26 protein-coding genes are annotated in these 21,496 nt (G+C 65.7%); 13 read left to right on the top strand and 13 right to left on the bottom strand.

Annotated features, from left to right (window positions below; genetic code table 11):
* The first annotated feature begins 45 nt into the window (after positions 1 to 45).
* A complete protein-coding gene (locus R2770_06805; protein ID MEZ5280164.1) occupies positions 46 to 1,671 on the top strand; it encodes a GGDEF domain-containing protein in 1,626 nt (541 codons plus the stop codon).
* A gap of 4 nt (positions 1,672 to 1,675) precedes the next feature.
* Here the strand turns inward: R2770_06805 and R2770_06800 are convergent, their stop codons facing one another.
* The gene (locus tag R2770_06800) at positions 1,676 to 2,068 is read right to left on the bottom strand and encodes an HIT family protein (GenBank protein MEZ5280163.1); all 393 of its coding nucleotides are present in this window, start codon (positions 2,066 to 2,068) and stop codon (positions 1,676 to 1,678) included.
* Between the two features lie 41 nt (positions 2,069 to 2,109).
* Between R2770_06800 and R2770_06795 the strand changes: the two genes are divergently transcribed.
* The 7 genes from R2770_06795 to R2770_06765 all read left to right on the top strand — a co-directional run bounded on the left by R2770_06795 (position 2,110) and on the right by R2770_06765 (position 6,747).
* Positions 2,110 to 2,742, top strand: a complete 633-nt coding sequence (locus tag R2770_06795) for a CDP-alcohol phosphatidyltransferase family protein (GenBank protein ID MEZ5280162.1) — start codon at positions 2,110 to 2,112, stop codon at positions 2,740 to 2,742.
* Between the two features lie 43 nt (positions 2,743 to 2,785).
* Positions 2,786 to 3,172 carry a glycine cleavage system protein GcvH gene (gene gcvH, locus R2770_06790; protein ID MEZ5280161.1) on the top strand — a complete coding sequence of 129 codons (387 nt, stop codon included), beginning with the start codon at positions 2,786 to 2,788 and terminating at the stop codon, positions 3,170 to 3,172.
* 7 nt (positions 3,173 to 3,179) lie between these two features.
* Complete coding sequence (locus R2770_06785) at positions 3,180 to 3,647, top strand: FHA domain-containing protein (protein MEZ5280160.1); 468 nt, start codon at positions 3,180 to 3,182, stop codon at positions 3,645 to 3,647.
* A gap of 2 nt (positions 3,648 to 3,649) precedes the next feature.
* Positions 3,650 to 4,402 (top strand): MerR family DNA-binding transcriptional regulator, encoded by a 753-nt coding sequence (locus tag R2770_06780; GenBank protein MEZ5280159.1) that lies wholly within the window; start codon positions 3,650 to 3,652, stop codon positions 4,400 to 4,402.
* 53 nt (positions 4,403 to 4,455) lie between these two features.
* Positions 4,456 to 4,989: a bifunctional nuclease family protein gene (locus R2770_06775; protein MEZ5280158.1), complete on the top strand. Its 534-nt coding sequence runs from the start codon at positions 4,456 to 4,458 to the stop codon at positions 4,987 to 4,989.
* Positions 4,990 to 5,017: 28 nt separating this feature from the next.
* Positions 5,018 to 6,064 (top strand): potassium channel protein, encoded by a 1,047-nt coding sequence (locus tag R2770_06770; protein ID MEZ5280157.1) that lies wholly within the window; start codon positions 5,018 to 5,020, stop codon positions 6,062 to 6,064.
* Positions 6,065 to 6,279: 215 nt separating this feature from the next.
* The gene (locus R2770_06765; protein MEZ5280156.1) at positions 6,280 to 6,747 is read left to right on the top strand and encodes a MerR family transcriptional regulator; all 468 of its coding nucleotides are present in this window, start codon (positions 6,280 to 6,282) and stop codon (positions 6,745 to 6,747) included.
* 93 nt (positions 6,748 to 6,840) lie between these two features.
* On the opposite strand, the gene R2770_06760 is transcribed toward R2770_06765, so the two are convergent.
* The 3 genes from R2770_06760 to msrB all read right to left on the bottom strand — a co-directional run bounded on the left by R2770_06760 (position 6,841) and on the right by msrB (position 9,165).
* The gene (locus R2770_06760; protein MEZ5280155.1) at positions 6,841 to 7,497 is read right to left on the bottom strand and encodes a PilZ domain-containing protein; all 657 of its coding nucleotides are present in this window, start codon (positions 7,495 to 7,497) and stop codon (positions 6,841 to 6,843) included.
* 134 nt (positions 7,498 to 7,631) lie between these two features.
* Positions 7,632 to 8,657 (bottom strand): YbhN family protein, encoded by a 1,026-nt coding sequence (locus R2770_06755; GenBank protein MEZ5280154.1) that lies wholly within the window; start codon positions 8,655 to 8,657, stop codon positions 7,632 to 7,634.
* A gap of 94 nt (positions 8,658 to 8,751) precedes the next feature.
* Positions 8,752 to 9,165, bottom strand: coding sequence for a peptide-methionine (R)-S-oxide reductase MsrB (gene msrB / locus R2770_06750; protein ID MEZ5280153.1), 414 nt, complete (start codon positions 9,163 to 9,165; stop codon positions 8,752 to 8,754).
* Between the two features lie 89 nt (positions 9,166 to 9,254).
* Here msrB and R2770_06745 point away from each other — a divergent pair, with 89 nt between their 5' ends.
* Entirely contained in the window at positions 9,255 to 9,587 is a 333-nt protein-coding gene (locus R2770_06745) for a hypothetical protein (GenBank protein MEZ5280152.1), read from the top strand.
* On the opposite strand, the gene R2770_06740 is transcribed toward R2770_06745, so the two are convergent.
* From R2770_06740 to R2770_06725, 4 genes are all read right to left on the bottom strand, one after another.
* The gene (locus R2770_06740; protein MEZ5280151.1) at positions 9,551 to 10,210 is read right to left on the bottom strand and encodes an HAD hydrolase-like protein; all 660 of its coding nucleotides are present in this window, start codon (positions 10,208 to 10,210) and stop codon (positions 9,551 to 9,553) included. The genes R2770_06745 and R2770_06740 overlap by 37 nt on opposite strands.
* Positions 10,207 to 11,115: a DUF480 domain-containing protein gene (locus tag R2770_06735; protein MEZ5280150.1), complete on the bottom strand. Its 909-nt coding sequence runs from the start codon at positions 11,113 to 11,115 to the stop codon at positions 10,207 to 10,209. The genes R2770_06740 and R2770_06735 overlap by 4 nt, the downstream gene beginning before the upstream one ends.
* 25 nt (positions 11,116 to 11,140) lie before the next feature.
* Complete coding sequence (locus R2770_06730; GenBank protein ID MEZ5280149.1) at positions 11,141 to 11,446, bottom strand: hypothetical protein; 306 nt, start codon at positions 11,444 to 11,446, stop codon at positions 11,141 to 11,143.
* Positions 11,447 to 11,523: 77 nt separating this feature from the next.
* Positions 11,524 to 12,300, bottom strand: a complete 777-nt coding sequence (locus tag R2770_06725) for a hypothetical protein (protein MEZ5280148.1) — start codon at positions 12,298 to 12,300, stop codon at positions 11,524 to 11,526.
* Between the two features lie 160 nt (positions 12,301 to 12,460).
* Here R2770_06725 and R2770_06720 point away from each other — a divergent pair, with 160 nt between their 5' ends.
* From R2770_06720 to R2770_06705, 4 genes are read left to right on the top strand one after another with little or no spacing between them, the layout of a single operon-like run.
* Positions 12,461 to 13,348, top strand: coding sequence for a hypothetical protein (locus R2770_06720; GenBank protein ID MEZ5280147.1), 888 nt, complete (start codon positions 12,461 to 12,463; stop codon positions 13,346 to 13,348).
* Positions 13,349 to 13,385: 37 nt separating this feature from the next.
* Positions 13,386 to 14,888: a CoA-acylating methylmalonate-semialdehyde dehydrogenase gene (locus R2770_06715; GenBank protein MEZ5280146.1), complete on the top strand. Its 1,503-nt coding sequence runs from the start codon at positions 13,386 to 13,388 to the stop codon at positions 14,886 to 14,888.
* 39 nt (positions 14,889 to 14,927) lie between these two features.
* Entirely contained in the window at positions 14,928 to 16,133 is a 1,206-nt protein-coding gene (locus tag R2770_06710) for an amidase family protein (protein MEZ5280145.1), read from the top strand.
* A 12-nt stretch (positions 16,134 to 16,145) separates the two neighbouring features.
* Positions 16,146 to 16,649, top strand: coding sequence for a hypothetical protein (locus tag R2770_06705; GenBank protein MEZ5280144.1), 504 nt, complete (start codon positions 16,146 to 16,148; stop codon positions 16,647 to 16,649).
* 18 nt (positions 16,650 to 16,667) lie between these two features.
* On the opposite strand, the gene R2770_06700 is transcribed toward R2770_06705, so the two are convergent.
* From R2770_06700 to R2770_06680, 5 genes are all read right to left on the bottom strand, one after another.
* On the bottom strand, positions 16,668 to 18,188 hold the full coding sequence (locus R2770_06700; protein ID MEZ5280143.1) for a HAMP domain-containing protein: 1,521 nt from the start codon (positions 18,186 to 18,188) through the stop codon (positions 16,668 to 16,670).
* A gap of 85 nt (positions 18,189 to 18,273) precedes the next feature.
* Positions 18,274 to 18,930 (bottom strand): response regulator transcription factor, encoded by a 657-nt coding sequence (locus R2770_06695; GenBank protein ID MEZ5280142.1) that lies wholly within the window; start codon positions 18,928 to 18,930, stop codon positions 18,274 to 18,276.
* Between the two features lies 1 nt (position 18,931).
* Positions 18,932 to 19,543, bottom strand: coding sequence for an NAD(P)-dependent oxidoreductase (locus tag R2770_06690; protein ID MEZ5280141.1), 612 nt, complete (start codon positions 19,541 to 19,543; stop codon positions 18,932 to 18,934).
* Positions 19,544 to 19,802: 259 nt separating this feature from the next.
* Positions 19,803 to 20,432: an MBL fold metallo-hydrolase gene (locus tag R2770_06685; GenBank protein ID MEZ5280140.1), complete on the bottom strand. Its 630-nt coding sequence runs from the start codon at positions 20,430 to 20,432 to the stop codon at positions 19,803 to 19,805.
* Positions 20,429 to 21,493, bottom strand: a complete 1,065-nt coding sequence (locus tag R2770_06680) for an S-(hydroxymethyl)mycothiol dehydrogenase (protein ID MEZ5280139.1) — start codon at positions 21,491 to 21,493, stop codon at positions 20,429 to 20,431. Before R2770_06680 ends, R2770_06685 begins: the two co-directional genes overlap by 4 nt.
* Positions 21,494 to 21,496 lie beyond the last annotated feature (3 nt).

Raw genomic sequence — 21,496 nt, 5'->3', positions numbered from 1 at the left:
GACGGATCGCTCAGGTAGCGGCCGGTACGGTCGACGGACGATGCGATGACCACTCATGTCGAGCCGACCACAGCGGTCGTTCGAGCCGAACAGGACTCGACGAGGACCGACGCCCTCGTCGACGCGCTGCGCGCGTTGCGCATATTGCTCAGCGTCGCCGCCGCTGTGCTCGTAGTCCTGCAGCCCGACAGCTCGGCCGGACACCGCCTGGACGCAACGTTCATCGTGGTGGCGATGGTGCTGGCGGTTGCGAATCTCCTGGCCAACCTGTCGGCGCGCTCAGCCCTCGACGGCAAGAACGGTGTCCAGGTCGTGCTGGACGCAATGCTGGCTCTGACCGTGATGTTGTCTGTCGACGTCGGCGCAACCCCCCTGGTGTGGATTGCCCTGGTCATTCCGGTTCTGGACGCCGCTAGCGCGTGGGGTTCGGCCGGAGCCATGACAGCGTGGCTGGCCGTCAGCGTCGCTCACATCGCTGTCCAGCTTCAGACCGCTGCGCCCGACGACTCTTCGGCCAGCCTATTTCGCATCGCGGCCCAGCAGCTGGCAGCCGTAGGCGCCATCGTCATCCCCGCTTCGATCATCGCTAGCCGCCTTCGCGACGACTTGGAGAAGACCAGCGACGCCAGAAACATCGCCGACGAGAGGTCCAGGCAGCTCAGGTCGCTGTCGGCGGCGGCCGAGCGTATGGCCGGCGCCGAGTCGCCCGGAGCCGTTGTCTCGGTGGCCTTGGAAGCCCTGGTCGAGGTCGGCTTCGACAGGGTCGACTCGTGCGAGATGAGTGTCGCCCACCGCAGTTGGATGGCGTCCGCGTCGCGCGGCAAGAGCGAGACGATCGATCCGGCCGAGGACGTGCTGCTGGATTCTCTGGAACGCGGCCGCATCATCACCGAGGGCATCGGCGACACCGATGCCAACGTCATGTACCGCCTGACATCGTTGGGCTATCGCAGCCGGATCGCCGCTGGATTCTCCACCGACGACGGCCGCCAGATCGCCATTCGTGCATGGTCGACCGAGGCGCTAGAGCTGGACTCGTCGCTGGTCGAGTCGGTGGGTGTCCTGGCCAAACAGGTGCAGGCTGCTTGGCACGCAGCCAACACCTACGAGGCACTGGCCCGATGGTCGCAACAGCTGGCGCACGACGCCCGCCACGACGTACTGACCGGCCTGCCAAACCGTGCCCAGCTGTTCGTGTTGCTGGGCGAACTGGACATGGCCGAGACCGCAATGTTGTTCCTGGACCTCGACGGCTTCAAAGCCGTCAACGACTCGATCGGCCACGATGCGGGCGACATGGTTCTGATCGAGGTCGCCAGGCGGCTGAACGATGCGCTGGGCGAAGGCGACACGGCGGTGCGTCTGGGCGGCGACGAGTTCGTGGTGGTCGCACAGCCTTCGAACATGGCCAGGGTGAGAATCCTGGCTCTCGACATCATCGCCTCGATCGTCGAACCCATCGATGTGGGCCCGACCATGGCCACTGTGGGTACCAGTATCGGCATCGCCGTGGGAGTGGCGGGCGAGACCCCAGACAGCTTGTTGCGGCGCGCTGACGAAGCCATGTACGTGGCCAAGCAGTCGGGAGGTTCGGCTCACCACGTGTCGACATCGGAGCCCGAGATCGGCCCGCCAGAGCGGCGGGGGCGCAACGGCCGCCGGGGCCGCTAGCTGCCTACAGCGCGGCCTTGATGCGCTGGGCTGCGTCTTCCAACACCGCGCGGTCTACCGAGGCGGCGGCGTTTGCGAAATCGAGGTCGCGGATGCCGAACATGGGCACCACGTGCACGTGGGTGTGAGGCACCTCGAAGCCGGCGATCATGAGCCCCACCCGAGGCGGCTCGAAGGCCTTTTGAACCGCCTTGCCGATCTGCCCTGCGACGCCGAACACGTGGGCAGCAACCTGATCGTCGAGGTCAACCCAATGGTCTACCTCCGCCCGTGGCACCACCAGCACGTGGCCGGTCTGCAGCGGATTGATCGACATGAAGGCCACGCAGGTCGGATCCTGCCAGACGAATGTCCCGGGGATCTCGCCGTCGATGATTCTGGTGAAGATCGTTGCCACACCTCCAAGCTAGTGCGCGCCGATCGCTACAGTCGGCGCTGATGGCGAATCACCCGGACGGCCGAGCCGCAGATGAACCAGACGGCGCCGGGCACGCCCTGGTGCGAGACAGCAAGATCTTGACCGTGCCCAACCTGATAACGGTGGTGCGGCTTTGTTGCCTGCCCCTGTTCTTGTGGCTGCTGTTCGGGCGCGACGACCGGCACGCTGCGGCATGGCTGTTGGGTGCGCTGGGGGCCACCGACTGGGTCGACGGCTGGATCGCCAGGCGCTTCGATCAGGTCTCGGAGTTGGGCAAGCTGCTCGATCCGGTGGCCGACCGACTGCTGTTCCTGGTGGGTGTCACCGCGATTTGGGTCGACGAGTCGGTGCCGGCTTGGGTGGCGGTGCTGACGCTGGTCCGCGAGGGGCTGGTCAGCGTCGTGGCCCTGGTGCTGGGCGCACTGGGCGCCAGACGAATAGATGTCACCTGGTGGGGCAAGACGGGCACATTCCTGTTGATGTTCGCCTTCCCGCTGTTCTTGGTGGGCAACAGCGACGCGGGCTGGGCCGACATCGGGCGTGCCCTCGCGTGGGTGTGTGTGATTCCGGGATTGGCAATTCACTTCTATTCGGCGGCCGGCTACGTGCCCATCGCGAGGGCGGCGCTGGCGCAGGGCCGGGCCGACCGCTGAACAGGCGCCTTTCGAGCGCCAGAGCGCGGTAACGTTTCAAAATATGAATACGCCCGACGACGTCCGCTATTCGAGAGACCACGAGTGGATCCGTTTCGACGAAGACGGAGCGCACGCTCGCATCGGCATCACCGACTACGCACAAGACGCCCTCGGCGACGTCGTGTTCGTGGACCTTCCCGAGACCGGCCGTGCCGTGGCGGCCAACGAGTCGTTTGCCGAAGTCGAGTCGACCAAGTCGGTGTCCGACATCTACTCACCGGTTGCCGGGGTCATCACCGAGGTGAACGCCAAGCTCGAAGAGGCGCCCGAGACGTTGAACGAAGACCCCTACGGTGAGGGATGGATCTGTGTCATCGAGGTGGCCGCCGACGCCGACACCAGCGACCTGATGTCGGCTGCCGAGTACGCCGAGTTCACCGAGGGCTGATGCTTCGATGAGCGATCCGTTCTGCACGTCTTGTGGGCACCAGAACCCTGTCGGATCGCGCTTTTGTGGCAGCTGCGGTTCGCAGCTGAGGGCCGACGCCGACCTGCGCACGCAGGGGATGGACCCGCTCGAGTCGATGCCCACCGAGCCGGCACCTACCAGCCATGAGCCCGCCGAGGTCGACGCCTGGCTGGTCGTGTCAGACGGTCACCGCCGCGGAACCCGTTTCCCGTTGGCAGGCGAACTGGTCACCGCTGGTCGGCACCCAGACAGCGACATCTTCCTCGACGACATCACGGTTTCCAGACGCCACGTAGAGATCAAGCGCGTGGGCACGGTGCGCAATGTGCGCGACGTCGGCTCGTTGAACGGCACCTACCTGAACGGCGAACGCATCGAAGAAGCAGTACTGAACGACGGCGACGAAGTACAGATAGGCAAGTTCAAACTCGTCTATCTGGCGGAGAGCACCTGAGGATGTCGAGATCGCATCTATCCATCGGCGAGGTTCTGTCTCAGCTGCAAGACGAGTTTCCCGATGTGACGATCTCGAAGATCCGCTTCCTCGAGACCCAGGGACTGATCGACCCCGAGCGCACTCCCTCGGGCTACCGCAAGTTCTACGACGAAGACGTCGATCTGCTGCGTTGGGTACTGGTCAAGCAGCGCGACAGCTTCCTGCCCCTGAGGGTCATCCGCGACAAGATAGAGGCCGGCGAACACCTCGAACCCGAGCCCGAACCCGAGGTGATCGAGGCACCCGAGCCCGACCCCGACGCCGACTCGGCGATCTTGTCGGGCGGAGAGCTCGATGAAACCGCCTCGGCCCTCGACACCGGCCCGAGCACGCTGGCGCTGACCATCGACGAGCTGGCGGCCGCGTCGGACATGACCGTGGATCAGGTGGCCCAACTGGAGACCTACGGGCTGATCCACAGCCGTCCGCTGGGGCCGTCGCGCTACTACGACGCCGAGTCGTTGGCCGTCAGCCGCCTTGCCGCCGCCTTCATGGAGTTCGGGGTCGAGCCCCGCCACCTGCGCATGTACAAGACCGCAGCCGAGCGCGAAGCGGCCGTGTTCGAGCAGGTCGTGATGCCACTGCTTCGCCAGCGCAGCCCGGCTGCACGCAAGCAGACGCTCGAGCAACTAGAGAAGCTGGCGATACTCGGCGCACGGATGCGTGCGGCGATGATGCGCAGCGCCTTGCTGGAGCACGGCTCGGGCTCCTGAATCGGTGCCGGCCTTGATCGGACCGTAGCCAAACCTGCGGTAGGGTCGCTCTCATGATCGAGATGGAGCTGATCGGAGTAGAGGTCGAGCTTCCGTTCAACACGCCCGTCGTATTGCTGCGTGAGGCCGAGGGTGGCCGGGTGCTGCCCATCGTCATCGATGTGCCCGAGGCCCAAGCCATTCACCGAGCACTCGACGGCATACGGATGGCGCGGCCGATGACCCACGATCTGATGGCCCAGATGCTGACCGATCTCGAGGCCGAACTGGTGTCGGTGACCATCACCGAGCTGCGCGACCGCACGTTCTTTGCCGAGCTGGTCATCGAGCTATCGGGCAGGCGCATCACCATGTCGGCACGACCAAGCGATTCGGTTGCCCTGGCGGTGCGCACAGGAACCCCCATATTCGCCAGTGAGGCCGTGCTGGCCGCGGCCGGAACCCAGCTGGAAGATCCGGCCGCCGACGACCTCGTCGACTCTGCCGACGCGCCGCCGTCGGATCTGCAAGACACAGATCCCGCCGAGCTGCTGGACGAGTTCAAACAATTCCTCGACGACCTCAACCCGGAGGACTTCGAAGGTTGAGAAGGTTCGAGCCGGCGAGATGATCCGCATGAGGCGAGACCGAGATGGGCGTCTGTGGAGCCGACCCTCGCCACTGAGGCCGTTTCGCGACATCGGCAGGGTCAGACGAGCGGTGGCCCTTCTGGGTCTGGTCGTCGCAGCATCGACAGTCGCATACCTGATGCTGGGGCTGGGCCTCGAGGATGCGCTGTACCAGACGCTGATCACGATCACCACGGTCGGGTACGAAGAGGTCGGCAACGACACCGGGTCGGCGACCTACCGCGCTGTTACGGCGGTGGTCATCATCCTGGGCGTCGGCTCGACGTTCTACACCCTGGGTGTTCTTGTCGAGAGCCTGGTCGAAGGTCGCCTCGAACTGGTTTATGGACGTCGTCGTATGACGAAGGGGATTGCAAAGATGAACGGGCACATCGTCGTGTGCGGGGCCGGGCGTGTCGGTCGCGAGATCATCTCGGAGATCGCCGAGGCCGGCAAGCAGTTCGTGTTGGTGGACGCAGTGGCTTCACAGCTCAACTATCCCAACGACTATGCGGTCATCGAAGGTGATGCCACCGACGACGACATATTGAGATCGGTCGGGGTCGAGAGGGCCAGTGTGTTGGTGTCGGCGCTGTCGAACGACGCCGACAACGTGTACGTGACCCTGTCGGCGCGGGCTATGAACCCCAACTTGTTCATCGTGGCGCGTGCCCACGCATCGGCCGCCGAGGAGAAGTTGTTGCGCGCCGGAGCCGACCGTGTGGTGAACCCGCAGTTCATCGGCGGTCGACGCATGGCCACCTACACCCTTCAGCCAAACGTGGCCGAGTTCCTCGACGTCAGCGTGCACGGCCAACAGGTCGAGTGGCGTCTCGAGGAGGTGACCGTATCGCCCGACAGCCCCTGGGCCGGAAAGACGGTCGGCGACGTGAGGGTGCGGCCCAATACCGGCTGCCTGTTGCTGGCGGTGCGAACGCGCGGTGGCCACTTCGTCACCAATCCGCCGGACGACCAGGTGTTGGAGGCCAATTCGGTGATCATCGCCATGGGCCGTCCAGACGAGCTGGAACACCTGCACGAGTTGGCCGATTGACCCGACTCTGAGGCGCGCGAGCACACGCCCGATCGCGCGGAGCGCGCGAGCCCCAAGACACAAGGTAGGGCAATTCGCGCGAGCCGCGCGATATTTCGCGCTGAAGGTGATTGACAGACCTCGGAGCGCGCGCGTACCTTGAGTCCTCGGCAGGCATCACATGGACGTAGTTCCGATCATGTGATGCACTGGTCGGGCGAACGGAGATTTGACGGGTGTCGAACGCACAGCACACAGAGGCCGGGTTCTCGGGCAAGAAGACTGCCGAGATCGTCGGTATCAGCTACAGGCAGCTCGACTATTGGGCGCGCACCGACCTCATCCGCCCGTCGCTGGCCGACGCCGCAGGCAGCGGCAGCCGCCGCTCGTACAGCTATCAAGACCTCCTCGAGCTCAAGGTCATCAAGACCCTGCTCGACGCCGGTATCCGCCTCGAGACGGTGCGTGACATCTTCAGCTACCTGCGAACCGAGCTGGGCGAAGACGTCGCATCGGCCAACCTGGTGATCAGCGGCACCACCCCTGTGCTGGTGCGCAGCGGTGAAGAGATCATCGACCTGATCAAGGCCGGTCAGGGCGTGCTGAACGTATTGCCTCTGGCCGGTGTCAAGGAAGGCCTCGACGCCAAGATCGTCGAGCTGTTTCCAGCCAGCTTCTCGTCGGACGCAGCCGTCGGCGGCTGATAGTCCCTTCGGTTCACACCCCCACCACACCCTCCACCAGCCAACGGGGTCGAAGGTCTCGATCTGCGATCTCGGGAGGGAGTGGGGTGCGAATCAGGCCCTTTCGAGGCGACAGTTGCGACCCTTCTCGTAGGCCTCCCGCACTGCGCGGGGCACCTTCAGCTGCGCCAGCTGTGGTGATGTCGAGTACGGCGAATCTGCCCCCGTCAGGTTGGCCACCTCGACCGCTATCGCAGCCAGGGCTCGATCGCTGAGCGATTCGAACTCGACCCTGACCGTGTCGTGCGGCCCGGTGCCCAGGACGCGGCCGATGACGTTGACGAGGTGGTCGGCCACGTCGATGCTTGCCACCAGCCGCGAGCCCGCCGGTACCTGTTCACCACAGTGGATGAGCATTCCGGTCGCCGAGATGTTGGTGACCTGGGTCTCCATGAGCTTGCCCGGATGCATCTGGGCGTCGAGTACTGATGCTGTGGCCGCGCGCTCGATGCGTGCCCGGGCGGCTCGACGTTGATCCGACATCCGGCGGCGACCCCGCTCGGGCGGCAACAACAACGACACGAACACGCCCTCGCCACTGACCTCGACACCCGACACCAGGCTCTTGAACCGGCCGGGCGCCAGCGGGTCGCCCGGAGTGGCCACGCTGCCGTCGGCAGGAATCTCGATGTCGACCGTTTCGCCTGGGGTTACGCGCCCACCGAAGGCTTCCATCGGCACGCGCAGTTCGCCGTCGTGGATCTGGTCCACAACGAGCCTGATGGGCCGCGCGTCGTCGCTCTTTCGCCAGATGCGAACTACGCGGGGGCTTATGTCGCGCCGGGTCTCCACGCAACACAAATCGGCAGGTTCGACACCTCGACTTGAGGCCTGGGAGCCGATGCTCAGGCGGCTGCAACCGCCGGTGCTGTGCGCTCGACGTGTCGCCTGACCAGCAGGTAGGCGAGAGCGGCCGCGGGAATCGGCAGCCAGTAGTGACTGAGCCGGTAGGCGGCCACCCCGATCACCGCGTTGGGGTCTGGAACGCCGATGCCGGCGAGGGCCGCCGTCATGGTCAGGTCGACGACGCCGAGGCCCCCGGGCGTGAACGGCAACAGTGCCGCGACATTGGCCAGGCCGAACACCAGGAACGCGGCCTGAGGAGTGACCTTTGCGCCGGCCATCGTCAGGAACACCCACAACGACGCAGCATCGAGAATCCAGTTGGCCAGACCCCACACCAGGGCCGAGCGCAGATCTTCTCGTCGCTTGCGAATCTGCCTTGCCTGCTCGTAGGTCGAGTCGATCACCTCGACCAGGCGGTCTGGGTTGAGGCCGGGCCGAATGCGACCCAGCGGCGATCCTGCGACGCGGGCCAACCGGCGTGGCCAGGAACGGGTGTTGGAGAAGGCGTCACCCAGCAGCAGCACCAAACCCACCAGCGCCGCGCCCGCTATCGCCACCGTGACGTAGCCTGCCCGAAATCCATACACAGGCAGCGCAGCCAACATGGCGAACCCCACCAACAACACCAGCAGCAAATTGCTGCCCAGACCCTGTGCTGCCATCACAAAACCCGTCTGGCGCTTCGCAATTCCGGCTCGGCCGAACAACTTGAACGTGACGACCGTGCCGGCGGCTGCGCCGGCGGGCAGCAGTCGGTTGACCCCCAGGGCCGACGTGACAATGCCCAGGGTCAACCAGATTCCGGGTCGTTCCGAACGGTCGAACAAGACCCTGGTGACCTGTGCATAGGCGACAACCGCCGCGACCGCCAGCAAACCACCGAAGATGGGCAGTGCCAGGCCGCGGTCGTCGAGGTATCCGATGGCCCGATAGGCCCGTCCGAGCTGTGGCAGCGCAAGCCAATATGTCGCTGCCACCATCACGGTGACCTTCAGCGTCCGGACCAGCCAGCGCCGTCGAAACAAGGTAACCCCTTCGCCCGACCGGGGAGGTCAGTACGGCATCCGAGATTAGCGCCAGCGCAAGCCCATGTGGTGGCGCCGGCGCCGCCGGCCCCGGCTACTGGGCGTCTTCGGCGGGCTCGAGCCTGAGGCTGGCGCTGTTCATGCAATAGCGCTGGCCGGTGGGCGCAGGGCCGTCTGGAAACACATGGCCCAGATGTGATCCACATCTTGCACACCGAGCCTCGGTGCGGATCATCCCATAGCTGGTGTCGGTGTGGGTTTCGACCGAACCCGAATCGATGGCGTCGTAGAAGCTGGGCCAGCCCGAGCCCGAGTCGTACTTGGTGTCAGAGCTGAACAACTCGGTGTCGCACACTATGCAGTGGTACGTGCCCGGGGTCTTGGTGTCCCAGTAGCAGCCGGTGAACGCACGTTCGGTTCCGGCTTCCTGGGTGACGTGGAACTGCTCGGGCGTGAGGCGACCGCGCAGCTCGGATTCGGTTGGTGTTGCGGCGGAATCGTTGTGCATGAACACACGCTATCCACCGCGCGCCTCACAGGAATGTCACAGGGTTCAGGTACTCGTTACCCACAGGGCCGATCCCGTACGGTCGATCCATGGAAGGAACACCGATGTATCGCGACACACAAGATCTGTTCCCGTCCGACAGCGGGGGTTTCGAGGTCACCCTCGTAGACCGCACCGTCGAGGTGGTGCAGGGCGCCGACGCCTATGCCCAGGAAGGTCCGCTGACGACCTTCTTCGACACGGGCGGCCGAGACGTCATCGATTCGTGGGCCGTTCGCCTGCTGAGCATCCGCACCACCGACATAGCAGTGGTGCGCCGGTTCGGCCCCAGGCGCGCATCACCCAACATGCCTGCGGTCGTCACGGGTGCCCACCTGTCGGTGGCCTACGACAACTCGACCGACAGCGCCCTGGCCAGCTGACCGGCGTCGGCGACGATGGGCGATGCGCCGGCCGCCTCCAGCTCGCCCGGCAGCGCAAAACCCCAGGTGACACCGATGCACGCACCCACGCCGGCCATGCGGGCTCCTTCCACGTCGTGGCTGCGATCGCCCACCATCACCGCATCGTCGGGGTCGACGCCCAGCACTTCCAGGGTGTGGGCCACCACTTCGTGTTTGTGGTCTCTCCTACCGTCCAGCGTCGCGGCGCCGATGTATTGGAAGTTCTCTGCCAACCCGAAGTGTTCGAGGATGCGCCGGGCCGAAACGTCGGGCTTGGATGTGGCTGTGGCCACGGTGCGCCCCGAGGCCACCAGCGCCCGCAGCACTGCGGCCACACCGTCGTACAGCACGTTCTCGGCCCAGCCGATGTGGTCGTAGTACTGGCGATACACAGACACTGCGTCTTCCACCCGGGCCGGATCGACCCCCAGCTGAGGGAAGACCACACGAAGCGGTGGCCCTATGTACCGGCCGGCCTCGGCTGGGTCGATAGTTATTCCGAAGTGGGCGAGAGCCCTGACAATGCCATTGGTGATGCCCACCGAGTTGTCGCTGATGGTTCCGTCCAGATCGAACAGCACCACCGGGTGCTGCAGCGTCATCGTCCGGCAGCGGTCAGCGACTGCTGCCACCGCTCGTCGCGTTGCCCCGGCTGGCGGCCCAGGCATTCGACCCGGCCCTGCTCTGCCAACCGCTCGAGGGTCGACGCCACCTCGTCGACGTCGGCGAAGGCGTGCATACGCTCTGTGCGATCGCGCAGCTCTCGTGCGGTTTGGGGCCCGCGCAGCAACAACACGCCGATAAGGGCCAGCTGCGCCCGGTCGAGGCCGAGGTGTTCGTCGAGCACCTGCTTGTACTTGGTGACCCCATGGCCGCTGGTCGGGTGAACAAAGCGCGCCAGCTTGCGCTCTTTGCATTGGGTGAGCGTTGACATGACGGCCCGCTCGTCGTAATCGGTGATGGGTTCGCGGCTCGACTTCTGGTTGCAGGCGGCCACCAGCGAGTTCAGCGAGAGGGGATAGTTCTGGGGGGTCGCCAGAGCCTTCTCGATCAGCGACCCCAAGACCCTGGCCTCGATGTCGCTGAGAAAGCCGGCCGGCGGGGCGGTTTCGGGCGGCTCACCTGTGGTGTGTTGCACCCACGAGCCCGAATCGATCGGTTCGAGTCGATCCAGCCCGGTGCCGTATTGATAGGACCAAGCGGTCTCGCCGCTGCCGGTGACGACGACCACTCGATGGAACAGGCCCACTTCGGCAGCCTCGACCTCGTCGAGCAACTCCATACACTCGTCGGCTATGTCGGCATCGATGGTCACGGTGACTCCGTGGATGGTCGCGCCGATGGTGTTGGTGCAGTCGAATCGAGCGGCCGGGTAGCCGAAGTCGGTTTGGTACAGCAAGCCCCGTGCGGTGTCGGGCAGGGAGTCGACCACATAGGGCTCGAGGTGGGCCCATCGCTCTTCGCCCGGGATGAGGGTTCCGTAGAGGAATATCTTGTCGAGACTCACGTTGTCGAGCCTAGATGCCGTCGGGTCAGCGAGAGCGCAGCGACAGCAGTCCCGCTCCGGCGACTATCCACGACACGGCGATGGTGGCCATCGTCGATGCCTCGTCGAGTGGCCATGTGGCCACCACGGCGCCCAGGATCTGCACCCCGATGCCGGCCACCAGAGCGACAGAGTCGGCTACGCCGGTCTGCGGCCGTCGAGGCTGCATCCCGTCCGAGCGCAGGGCGGCCTCGATGGGTCCGGGTAGGTCTCCCGTCAGCTTCAGGGTTGCCACGGATGTCAAACCCAAACCCACCGTTGCAAGGATCATCCCGGTGATCATGAGACCCATGAGTGGTCAGTCGACCCACATGGTCGAGCCGATAGGTTTTGTGCGGCGAAACTGAACCCGCTTTCAATTGTGGTGGCTCAGCGGCCCAGATGCAGTGTCGAGCCGACAGGTTCTACCCGTGCCACGGCTGTGCGCTGCACCACGTGCGGCCGGCCCCCGAGAGCTTCGATCGAGGTGTTGGTGTTGGTGCAACCGCCGTCTTCGTAGCTCTGATAGTTGAGCTCGAAGTCGGCAACATCGAATCTGGTGCCGCCTCGTTCGACCGCTGCCGAAGACCACGCAACGGCCGTCGACGGGCCTTCGCAGGGGGCGAACACCTCCGACCACATCACGAACGAACCCAGCCGATCGCCGCCGGGCAGCAACTCGCGAATCACAGTGGTGTCGCCGGTGGATGTGTCGATGATGCTGCCGCGCCAGCCTGCCATTCCGCGGTCGATGCGCAGCCGGTAGGCCCTGCCGGGGTGCCACACGAAGTCGCGCGTGTGTGGGTTGTTCAGCGCGCTGGGCAGATCGGACCGGGTGCCGTCAAGGATCGAGCCGCCGGCCCCGTAGCCACCCCAGTTCGCAGCCGTGTTGCCCGGGTGGCCGGCGATCCATTGCAGACCCAGGTGGGCCCCGCCCAGCCGCCGGCGACCGCTGTAGAACGATGCCTGCAGAGCCCAGAAATGAAGGTGCCGACCCGCCGGGGGATCGACGATGGTCAGTTCGACCTCTGCCGCCTCGGCCCCGTCGAGCGGGCCGAGCCAGCGGGCGTGCATTGAAGATGCGCCATTGGACGAACGAGGCGGGCCGCTCTCCCTGGTCTGGGTGGGCGGCCTCATGGCCGAGAGGAAGCGGTCGAGCAGGCCCATGGGGGCAACTGTATGGCTCGCGGTTCAGGGCAGTGAGGTGAACACACTTGACCGTGTCGCACACAATGCCGATGGTGACGTAGGGTCTGTTTCGGGGGACCGGTTCGTTTCGGCGGGTCGGTGAACTTGGCGAGGACCCTGACGGGCGAAAGGAACGCCGGTGTCGAATCTGTTGGGCCGAGGGGGTGGTCGAAAGATCGGGCCAGGACGTCTCGTCGCGCTCGCCGAGGTGATGGCACCCTTCGAGTACGCAACCGCCTTCGCCGCCAGGCGCCTGTTCCCCGACATGCCCACGGGCAACCGCTCGGTTCTGCTGCTGCCCGGTTTCCTGGCCACCGACACCAACATGATCAGCCTCAAGCGGCAACTGCGCAAGCTGGGGCACCACACCAAGGGTTGGGGCGAGGGCCTCAATGTGGGGCCATCGCAGCGAGTGGTCGACGCGATGCTGGGCCGCCTCGACGACATGGCCGACGATCGCGGCACCAAGATCGATCTGATCGGCTGGAGCTTGGGTGGCGTCTACGCCCGCTATCTCGCCTTCAACCGGCCTGACCTGGTTTCGTCGGTGATCACCATGGGCAGCCCCATCCGTGGCGTGGGCAAGCGTCGCGGAACCGTCTCGAAGGTGTTCGACGCAATCGCGTCAACCGATGCCGACCTGGGCGACTTCGACCCCACACAGCGGTTGAAGGTGCCCGTGACCTCGATCTGGACCCGCACCGACGGGGTGGTCGATTGGCGCGCCGCCGCTACGCGCCCGGGCCCGCGCACCGAGAACATCGAGGTGCCAGGCACCCATATCGGCCTGCCCGTCAACCCGTTCGTTCTGCACGTGGTGTCGGATCGACTGGCCCAACCGGTGGGAGAGTGGGCGCCATACCGCCGTCAGCCCAACCTGGCGCTGCCGATCATGAGAATGTTCGCCGACGCGGACAAGGCCGCGGCCAGTGTCTGGGACGATCTCGAGGAAGCCGACGAAGCGGTGCTCGGTGACTATGTGTCACCCTTGATAGAGCTTCCTGGCGCCGCCGCCGGAACCGGCTGAAACCGGCTGTTCGCCGGATCACGAAGGAGACAATCACTTGAGGTCTGTCGATCACCTCGTCGCGGGCGAACTCTGGACCGGTGAATCCCAGAGGTTCTCCGACGTCATGAACCCTGCGTTGGGTGAGGCCGTTGCCCGTGTACGGCTTGCCACCGCCGCGGACGTCGACCACGTGGTGAGCGTGGCCGCAGCCGCCCAGCACGAGTGGGGCTCGACCCCGCCTGCCAAGCGGGCCCAGGTGATGTTCAAGTTCCGCGAGCTGATCCTGGCCAACCAGGACGAGCTGGCGACGCTGCTGTCGACCGAACACGGCAAGACGCTGGAAGACGCCCGCGGCGAACTGGCTCGCGGTGTCGAGGTGGTCGAGTTCGCGTGCGGCATACCTCATCTGCTGAAGGGCGAGTATTCCGAGGCCGTGGCCAGCGGCGTCGACAGCTTCGCCATACGTCAGCCCCTGGGGGTGGTGGCCGGAATCACGCCGTTCAACTTCCCCGCCATGGTTCCACTGTGGATGTACCCGGTGTCGCTGGCCTGCGGCAACGCGTTCGTGCTGAAGCCCAGCGAACGAGACCCCTCCGTGGCGGTGCGCCTGGGCCAGCTGTTGCACCAGGCGGGCCTGCCGGCGGGTGTCTTCTCGGTCGTCAACGGCGACAAGCAGGCCGTCGACGCACTGCTCGACCATCCACAGGTCGAGGCCATCAGCTTCGTGGGTTCGACGGCCATCGGCCAGTACATCTACGCCCGCGGCACATCCAACGGCAAGCGGGTGCAGGCGTTGTGCGGGGCCAAGAACCACCTGGTCGTGATGCCCGACGCCGATATGGAGCAGGTGGCGAACGCCCTGATCGGCTCGGCCTATGGCTCGGCCGGCGAGCGGTGCATGGCAGTGTCGGTCGCCGTGCCAGTGGGCGACGAAACGGCCGACCGCCTGGTCGAGACCCTGAAACCCATGGTCGAGGCGTTGAAGGTCGCTCCGTTCACCGACCCCGAGTCCGACATGGGGCCCATCGTTTCGCGCGACAGCCTCGACAGAATCCACGGCTATATCGAGGCCGGCGTCGAGCGTGGCGCAGAGCTGGTCGTCGACGGCCGCGGCGTTTCGGTGCCCGGTCACGAGAACGGGTACTTCATCGGCGGCTGCCTGTTCGACCGCGCAACCCCCGACATGTCGATCTACCGCGAAGAGATCTTCGGCCCCGTGCTGTCGGTGGTACGTGCCGGCGACTACGAAGAGGCGATCGGGCTGGTGAACGACCACGAATACGGCAATGGCGTGGCGATCTTCACCCAGGATGGCGATGCGGCCAGGGACTTCGCTCTGAGGGTGCGAATCGGCATGACCGGCGTGAACGTTCCCATTCCGGTTCCGGTGGCCTATCACTCGTTCGGCGGGTGGAAGCGTTCGTTGTTCGGCGATCACCACATCCACGGCATGGAAGGCGTCCGCTTCAACACGCGGCTGAAGACCATCACTGCCAGATGGCCCAGCGGCATCAAGGAATCACCGGTGTTCAACTTTCATGCCGGTCACGACGCCTGACGAACCGGATTGGGTCCGCGGATCTGGCAGTCTCATGAGATGAATCCGCTTCTGCGCGCCGATGCGGGCGCCTTTGTCGAAGGTCCTGGTCCGATTGCACATGGCGCCGGCGACGGGCCGCTGAAGGGCATGACCTTCACCGCCAAGGAACTGTTCGACGTGCAGGGTCTGCCCACGGGCTGTGGCAACCCGACCCTTCGTTCGAACGCCGAACCCGCCCAGTCGAACGCCGCCGCGGTGCAGCGCCTGCTCGACGCGGGCGCAGACTTGATCGGCACCACCATCACGGTCGAGTTCGCCTGGTCGCTCAGCGGGGTCAACCCTCACGACGGGACACCCGACAACCCCGCCGACCCGTACGGGCTTCCTGGCGGGTCTTCGGCCGGGGCCGCAGCCGCCACGGCTGCCGGGATCTGCGACATAGCGCTGGGAACCGACACCGCAGGTTCTGTGCGAGTTCCGGCCACCTATTGCGGGTTGTTCGGAATCAGGCCCACTCACGGGCGCGTCGACGACACCGGCTGCGCTCCGCTGTCGCCGTCGTTCGACACGGTGGGCTGGTTCGCCCGTGATCCTTCGGTGTTCGAGAGCGTCGGGCGGGTGATGTTCGACGACTGGTCAGAACCTCCGGCACCAGGAGGTCTGACGATCCTGACCGACGCCTTCGAAGTCGCTCACCCCGAGGTCAGGGCCGGCCTCGAGCCGCTGGTCGCTGCGGCAGTCGACAGGGTCGGGGGTGCGGTGATCGAAGCCCAGGCCGGCCCGGCGGGCACCTTGGGGCGTTGGGGTGCAGCCTTCAGCGCCCGCGGGCTCTGGGAGGGGTGGAGGTCGAACCGGTCGTACTACGAGCGTTTCGGTTCCGAAGGCGTGGGCGAGGAGATTCGCCCCAGGTTCGACATCGCCCAGACCATCACCGACCAGCAGGTCGAACAGGCTGATCAGGTCATCTCTCAGGCCCGCGAACGACTCGACGAGCTGACCGAGGGCGGCAGTGCCATCGTGTTGTTGCCAGCGGCTCCGGCCCGAGCTCCTCGTCGCTACGACGCCCTGAGCCAAGCCGCCTCTCAACGTGTCGGGTTGCTGGAGTTGACCGCGCTGGCGACCCTGACGGGCGCCCCGTCGGTGACGGTTCCGCTGCGGACTCGCGCCGGAACCCAGGTTGGCCTCTCACTCGTCGGAGCCCATGGCAGCGACGAGATGTTGATCGACTTCGCCGGACGCCTGATAGAGCTGCTCAGCCTCTAGCGTGAGCTGTTCGTGGATCACAACGACCCCACCTACAGCACGCCAGAAGAACGTGCGGCCGGCCTGGGCCACACCCGGTCGGGCATCCGCAGGCGCGCCCGGTGGGGTCCCCTGGTGCTATTGCTGGCGCTGGCAGCCGTCGTAGCAGGGCTGATGGCTCTGCGCGCGACCGATCGACTCGATTCGCAGGTTCGAGCCTTCGAGTTCGACGGCTCGATTGCATCGATGGAGGTGTCTGTCACCAACACCGGTGACGGCACGGCTCGCGTGCTGGGCCCCGGAGTCAATGCGGGCGACTCGGCCGTGGGCGCCGTGTGGATCGTGGGCCCAGACACCATCGAGGCCGGCCAGACCGTGGTTTTCGGGTTGCAGGCGACCATCTTGTGCGAACCGGGCCAGACCTTCTCGGTCGAGCCGGTGATACGCATCGAAGACCGTCAAAAGGGCCGGTGGATCGTGTTCACCGAGCCCGACGGATGGCTGTCCGAGCCCGTCGTTTGCGGCACGCCTGGATAGGCGTTCGCCAGGACCAGCTCAGTGCACACCTGTCCGCGCCGAGGCCGGCAGCACCAGCCGGGCTTTGAACACGCCCTCGACGCTGTATAGCTCGAGCAGCCCGCCGTGGGCGCGTGCAATGGCGTCGGCGATGGTCAGCCCCAGCCCGTGCCCACCGACTCCGATGCGCCCGGCGCCACGCTGGTAGGGCTCGAGCAGGCGCCCGACATCATCGACAGCGGGCCCGTTGTTGGTTACCTCGATTCGAAAGTCCTGGTCGGTCCGAACCAACTCGACCGTTGCCGTCGAACCCTCGTCGGCGTGTGCCGCCACGTTCATCAGCAGGTTCTCGATGGCCGAGGCGATCAGGCCGTCGTCGCCGGTGACGACGGTGTCGACGCCGGGCTGGGGCAACCTGAGATCCAGGTAGATACGGCGGGCATCCAGGGCGGGCGCAGCGCTGAGCGAGACGTCGCCCACGGTCGACGCCAGATCGACCGGGCCGGGCTCCAGAGCGTGACCCTCGGCCTGGGCCAAGGTCAACAAGCCTCCGACTACCGAGTCACTGCGCAACGTCGCACGCTCGATCCGCTCCAGCATCTCGAGCGTGGTCTCACCCACTTCGGGCTCGAGTCGGGCCGCGTCGATCTCGGCCCTGATCACCGCTAGGGGAGTCTTCATCTGGTGCGCCGCGTTCGAGCTGAATCGGCGCTGGGCGGCGAAGGCTCGTTCGAGTCGGTCGAGCATCTCGTCGAAGGTTGCGGCCAGCTGGCCCAGCTCGTCATCGGGTCCGGTGTAGCCGACCCGTTGATCCAGCGCCTCGGCAGAAGCCAGGCGGGCGGCCGAGGTCACGTCGCGGACCGGCCGCAGGAGCCGTCCTGTCAGCCACCATGCAAGCGCCAACGCTGCCACTGTGCTGGCACCCAGGACACCGAGCGAGATCGTCAGATACGACGACAGGGCCTCGGAGTTGGCCTTGGCTTGGGCCGCGATCGTTGCGTCCACGACCAGTTGACCAACATCGCTGCTGCCTCCATCGACGGCTGGGAAGATCGAACCGATGTCGGTACACGACCCGAAGAACAACTCGCATAGCTCGCCGTCGAACTGAACGCCGCCGGGATACAGAAGCGTGCCGTCGCGCTTGCGAAGTGTCTCGAGAAACTGCCTGAACGGCTCCAGCAGCGCCGGACTCTCGTCGAACAACGGCTCCAGGAGCATCTGGTCGAAGTCTTCGCCAGAACGGATCTTCTCGGGGTCTAGTTCGAAGTCGGCGTCGGCGATCTCGAGGTCGGTGTTGGCCTCGATCCAGATGGCGATCTCGTCGCCGGCGAAGTTGCCGTTGTCGAGCACCACGGGCGGGGCAATTCGCGACAACGCTCCCGACTGCATGAGCCGCAGGCCCAGTTGCATGGTGGGCGAGTCGATGTCGAGCAGCCACAAGTTGATGCCCGAGTCGAGCACCGAGCCGTCGATCGTCGTGGTGCCCGGCTGGGTCGCCGCCTCTTCAGCCTGAAGCTCCTCGGAGGTCGTGCCGCCCTGCATCGACCTCTCGAGCAAGACATAGCCGCGCCGATGGCCGCAATACCCAGCACCAAGAACACGAGCCCGAAGCCCACGGTGGCGCGAGCGCGAAGACCGAGCTTCACGTGTCCAGCAGCCTGTACCCGACCGACTTGATCGTCTCTATCGGCGGGGGCGTTCCCAGTTTGCGGCGCAGGGTCACCATGACCACCCTGACCACGTTCGAGAACGGATCTGCGTTCTCGTCCCAGACCCGCTCGAGCAGTTGCTCGGCGCTGACCGGCGACGGGTGGCTGGACATCAACTCCTGCAGTACTGCGAACTCCTTGGGGGTCAAATCGATCTCGTTGCCCGCCCTGGTGACACGGTGCACGTGGGGCTCCAGAGAGATGTCGCCCACCGTCAGCGTGGGACCCACTGCCGACTCGGAACGCCTGCCCAACGCCCTCAACCTGGCCACCAGCTCGCTGAGAGCGAACGGCTTGGGCAGGTAGTCGTCTGCTCCGAGGTTGAGCCCGTCGACACGGTCTTCGACCTTGCCGAGAGCGGTCAACATCAGGATGCGCGTACGCCCACCGGCGAGCCTGCGACAAACCTCATCACCGTGCACGAGCGGGAGGTCACGATCCAGAACAACGACCTCGTATTCGGTCACCGCAGTCTTGTCCAGGGCCGCCTGGCCGTCGAAGGCCAGATCGACGGCGAAGTTGTGACTCCGCAGACCCCGTGAGGTCGCATCGGCGAGCTGCCGATCGTCCTCCACCAGCAGGACCCTCATCTCAGTGGCTGAGCCTTCGGATCAGCGAGCTCGTATCCCACCTGGCGCCGCCCATCTGCTGAATCTCGGCGTAGAAGCCGTCGACCAGGGTGGTTACCTCGAGGTCCAGACCCAGGCGCTTGCCTTCTTCGATGCAATAGCCGAGATCTTTGCGCATCCAGTCGACAGCAAACCCGTGGTCGAAGTGGTCGTCGGCCATCGTCTGGTGCCGATTCTCCATCTGCCAAGACCCCGCGGCGCCCGCCGAGATCGTGTCGAACACCTTGGCGGTGTCGAGGCCGGCCCTCTTGGCGAATTCGACGCCTTCTGCCAGGGCCTGCACCAGCCCGGCGATGCAGATCTGGTTGACCATCTTCGTCAGCTGACCCGAACCGGTGGGGCCGATCAGATTGCACCGCCTCGAGTAGGCATCGATGACCGGCGCAGCGGTGTCGAAGTCGGCTTGGTCGCCGCCGCACATCACCGTCAGCACACCGTTCTCGGCTCCGGCCTGTCCTCCGCTGATCGGCGCATCGACAAATCCGACGCCAACCTCGGCGCACGCATCCGCCAGCTCTCTGGCCAGCTCGGCAGAGGTGGTGGTGTGATCGACCAGCAGCGAGCCAGAAGCCATTCCGGCGAGCACACCGTCGTCGCCGTAGACGACCTAACGCACGTCGTCGTCGTTGCCGACGCACAGGAACACGATGTCGGCGCCAGACGCCGCCTCGCGCGTGCCGTGTCGGCGGCCGCGCCCTCGGGGTGTTGTTCGACCCAAGAGCGAGCCTTGGACCCCGTGCGGTTCCACACCACCGTGTCGTGCCCCGCCGCCAACAGGTGGCCCGCCATCGGGTAACCCATGACGCCCAGTCCGACGAATGCACAGCGCGCCATCAGAACTCGAGCCCCAACTCGGCGATGCGGGCCAGCACGGTCTCGCGCTCGGCCCCGATGGTGGTGCTGTCGCCATGTCCGGTGTGCACCACCGTATCGTCGGCCAGTACCAGCAGCTTGTCGTAGATCGACCGAAGAATGGTCGGCTCGTCGCTGTAGCTGCGGCCGGTGGCGCCTGGGCCACCACAAAACAGGGTGTCGCCGCTGAACACCACGCCCGCGACCGTGTCGTGGAAACAACAACAACCGGGGGAGTGGCCTGGGGTGTGCACCACGCCCACATCGTGCCCGCCCGCCGTCAGTACCGAGCCCGGTTCGATACCGCCGTCGGTCGACTCGTCGGGATACACCGCCTGCCAAAGCATCGTGTCGGCCTCGTTCAGCAGGATTGGCGCGTCCACAGCGTCGCGCAGGGCCACCGCCGCGTTGATGTGGTCGTTGTGGCCGTGCGTCAACACGATCGCCTTGACCCTGCGGCCGTTCACCGCAGCGACGATGGGCTTGTGGTCGTGGGCGGCATCGAACACCAGCACCTCGCGGTCGTCGCCGACCAGCCAGATGTTGTTGGTGACCTCCCACTCGCCCCCGTCCAGAGCGAATATTCCGTCGGTGGTGACGAGCTCGATCACAGGATGACGACCGAACGAAGCACTTCGCCGCGCTCCATCTTGTGGAACGCCTCTTCCACATCGCCCAGACCGATTCGCTCGCTGACGAACGCGTCGAGGTCGAGGCGGCCCTGCTTGTACAGATCGATCAGCATCGGAAAGTCGCGAGACGGCAGGCAATCGCCATACCAGCTCGACTTGAGAGCCCCACCCCGGCCGAACACCTCGATGAAGGGCAACTCCAGGGTCATCGTCGGGTTGGGCACACCCACCAGCACCACCGTTCCGGCAAGGTCTCTGGCCTCGAACGCCTGCTTGTAGACGTGCGGCAAGCCGATGGCCTCGATGGCCACGTCCACGCCGTTGCCGTCGGTCAGCTCGCGGATGGCATCGACGGCATCGACCTTGGTGGAGTTGACGGTGTGGGTGGCGCCGAAGCCCTTGGCCCACTCGAGCTTGGTGTCGTCGATGTCGACAGCGATGATCTTGCTGGCCCCGGCAAGGTGTGCTCCGGCGATGGCGGCATCGCCCACTCCGCCGCAGCCGAACACGGCGACACTGTCGCCCCGCGACACATTGCCGGTGTTCATGGCGGCACCGATGCCGGCCATGACCCCACAACCCAGCAGGCCGGCGGCGGCCGGATCGGCCGACGAATCGACCTTGGTGCATTGCCCCGAGTGCACCAGCGTCTTTTCGGCGAACGCGCCAATACCCAGCGCCGGCGACAGTTCGGTGCCGTCGGTGAGGGTCATCTTCTGACTGGCGTTGTAGGTGCTGAAGCACAGGTGGGGCTTGCCCTTCAGGCAAGAGCGGCAGCTGCCACACACGGCCCGCCAGTTGAGGATGACGAAGTCGCCCACCGCCACATCGGTGACACCCTCACCAACCGACTCGACGATGCCAGCGGCCTCATGACCCAAAAGGAACGGGAACTCGTCGTTGATGCCGCCCTCGCGATAGTGCAGGTCTGTGTGGCACACACCGCACGCCTGGATCGCCACGACAGCCTCGCCCGGGCCGGGGTCTGGGACGACGATGTCGGTCAGCTCGACCGGGGCTCCGACTGAGCGGGCGATCACGCC

The organism is Acidimicrobiales bacterium (assembly GCA_041394185.1).
Lineage (GTDB): Bacteria > Actinomycetota > Acidimicrobiia > Acidimicrobiales > Poriferisodalaceae > JAAETH01.
Note: the sequence above shows the minus strand (reverse complement) of the source record. Positions and strands in the feature narration are given on the sequence as shown.